At 71.3% G+C, this 2686-nt stretch carries 1 protein-coding gene; it reads left to right on the top strand.

Annotated elements, in window-relative coordinates; translation table 11 throughout:
* The coding region (locus ACXJKL_RS18960) for an NAD-glutamate dehydrogenase domain-containing protein (RefSeq protein ID WP_457208557.1) at positions 1-2485 on the top strand (2485 nt) is incomplete at its 5' end.
* Positions 2486-2686 lie beyond the last annotated feature (201 nt).

Below are 2686 nucleotides of genomic sequence, written 5' to 3'. Positions count from 1 at the left end.
GCCCAAGTTCGAGATCTTCGTCTACTCCCCGCGGGTCGAGGGCGTGCACCTGCGCTTCGGCGCGGTCGCCCGCGGTGGGCTGCGCTGGTCCGACCGTCGCGACGACTTCCGCACCGAGGTCCTGGGCCTGGTCAAGGCGCAGATGGTCAAGAACACCGTGATCGTGCCGGTCGGCGCCAAGGGCGGCTTCTTCTGCAAGCAGCTGCCCGACCCGTCCAACCGGGACGCGTGGCTCGCCGAGGGTGTCGCCTGCTACACGACCTTCATCTCCGGGCTGCTCGACATCACCGACAACCTCGTCGAGGGCGAGACGGTGCCGCCGACCGGGGTGGTGCGCCACGACGGCGACGACTCCTACCTGGTGGTCGCCGCCGACAAGGGCACCGCGACGTTCTCCGACATCGCCAACGGCGTGGCCAAGGACTACGGCTTCTGGCTGGGTGACGCCTTCGCGTCCGGCGGCTCCGTGGGCTACGACCACAAGGCGATGGGCATCACCGCGCGGGGCGCCTGGGTCTCGGTCCAGCGCCACTTCCGCGAGCGCGGCATCGACTGCCAGGCCGAGGAGTTCACCGCGGTCGGCATCGGCGACATGTCGGGCGACGTCTTCGGCAACGGGATGCTCTGCTCCGAGCACACCCGGTTGGTGGCGGCCTTCGACCACCGCGACATCTTCCTCGACCCCGACCCGGATGCCGCGTCGTCGTACGCCGAGCGCCGGCGCCTCTTCGCGCTGCCGCGCTCGAGCTGGCAGGACTACGACAAGACCCTCATCTCCGAGGGCGGCGGCGTGTGGTCGCGCTCGTTGAAGTCGATCCCGGTCCACGACGCCGTACGCCGGGCGCTGGGCCTCGCCGACGACGTCACCGCCCTGACGCCGGCCGAGCTCATGCGGGCGATCCTGCTGGCCCCGGTGGACCTGCTCTGGAACGGCGGCATCGGCACCTACGTGAAGTCCTCGGAGGAGACCCACGCGGACGCCGGCGACAAGGCCAACGACGCCATCCGGGTCAATGGCGAGGACCTCCGCGCCCGGTGCGTCGGGGAAGGCGGCAACCTCGGCCTGACCCAGCTCGGCCGCATCGAGTACGCCCGGCTCGGCGCCGAGCGCGAGGGCGGGCGCATCAACACCGACTTCATCGACAACTCCGCCGGCGTGGACACCTCCGACCACGAGGTCAACATCAAGGTCCTCCTCGACAAGGTGGTCGCCGACGGCGACATGACCGAGAAGCAGCGCAACGTGCTGCTCGCCGAGATGACCGACGAGGTCGCCGACCTGGTGCTGCGCGACAACTACGAGCAGAACCTCGCGTTGGCCAACGCCGACGCCCATGCCGCGGGGCTCCTGCACGTGCACGAGGACTGGATGAAGCAGCTCGAGCAGCGCGGGGTGCTCAACCGCGAGCTCGAGGGCCTGCCCACCTCTCGCCAGGTGCGCCGACGCCTCGACCGGGGTCAGGCGCTGTCGGTGCCCGAGCTCTCGGTGCTGCTCGCGTGGACCAAGATCGTGCTGGCCGACGAGCTGCTGGCCTCCGACCTGCCGGACGACCCGTACCTCCGCGACGACCTGCTCGCCTACTTCCCGCAGCGGATGCACGCCGACCACGTCGCAGCCATGGAGCACCACCCGCTGCGCCGGCAGATCATCGTCACCCAGGTCGTCAACGACCTGGTCAACGGCGCCGGGATGACCTTCTGGCCGCGGCTGGCGGGGGAGACCGGCGCCTCGCCGGCGGACCTGACCCGCGCCAACTTCGTGGCCCGTGAGATCTTCGGCTCCCTGCCCCTGCGGCAGGAGATCGCGTCGTACGACAACGTGGTCCCGGCCGAGCGCCAGACCCGGATGCGCATCGAGATGCGCACCCTCGTCGAGCGGGCCTCGCGCTGGCTGATCAACAACCGTCGTCCGCCGCTCGACTCCGAGGGGACCGTCGAGTTCTTCCGCGAGCGGGTGCAGGCCGTGATGGCCGAGCTGCCCGGGCTCATGAGCGGTCGCGAGGCCGACGGCTTCGAGGCGCGCCGCGACCGGCTCACCGGCCAGGGAGTGCCCGAGGAGCTCGCCACGCGCGTGGCCGTGCTGTCGCCGGCGTACGCGCTGCTCGGCATCGTCGAGACCGCCGAGGAGCTGTCGCTCGAGCCGGCCCAGGTGGCCCGGGTGCACTTCGCGCTGGGCGAGCGGCTCGGACTGCCGGCGCTGGTCGACCGGATCTTCGCGCTGCCGCGCGAGGACAAGTGGCAGACGATGGCCCGGGCCACGCTGCGCGACGACCTGTACGCCGTGCACCAGCAGCTCACCGCTGCGGTGCTGTCGACCACGGACGCCGACGACTCGGCGCCCGGTCGGGTGGCCGAGTGGGAGGACGCGGACACCGAGCTGATCGGTCGCGCGGCCGCGACGCTCGAGCAGATCTGCCGGGACGAGGCCGACCTGGCCCGGCTCTCGGTGGGCCTGAGGGTGGTGCGGTCGCTGCTCAGCCGCTGACCGGTCGACCAGGAATCTCCGCGGTCGGGGCAACCCGGCTGCCCCCCGTCGACATCCAAGGGGCATGGAGAGCACGGGGACGGACGCGACGACGATCGACCGGGGGAGAGCCGTCGTGACGCACGAGCGGGACTTCCCGGCGTACTTCACCGCGACCTGGCCGCGGATGTACCGCACGGCCCTGGCGATCACGCGTGACCC

It is taken from the genome of Nocardioides sp. P5_C9_2 (assembly GCF_054049555.1).
This window is presented reverse-complemented; position numbering and strand designations above follow the sequence as displayed.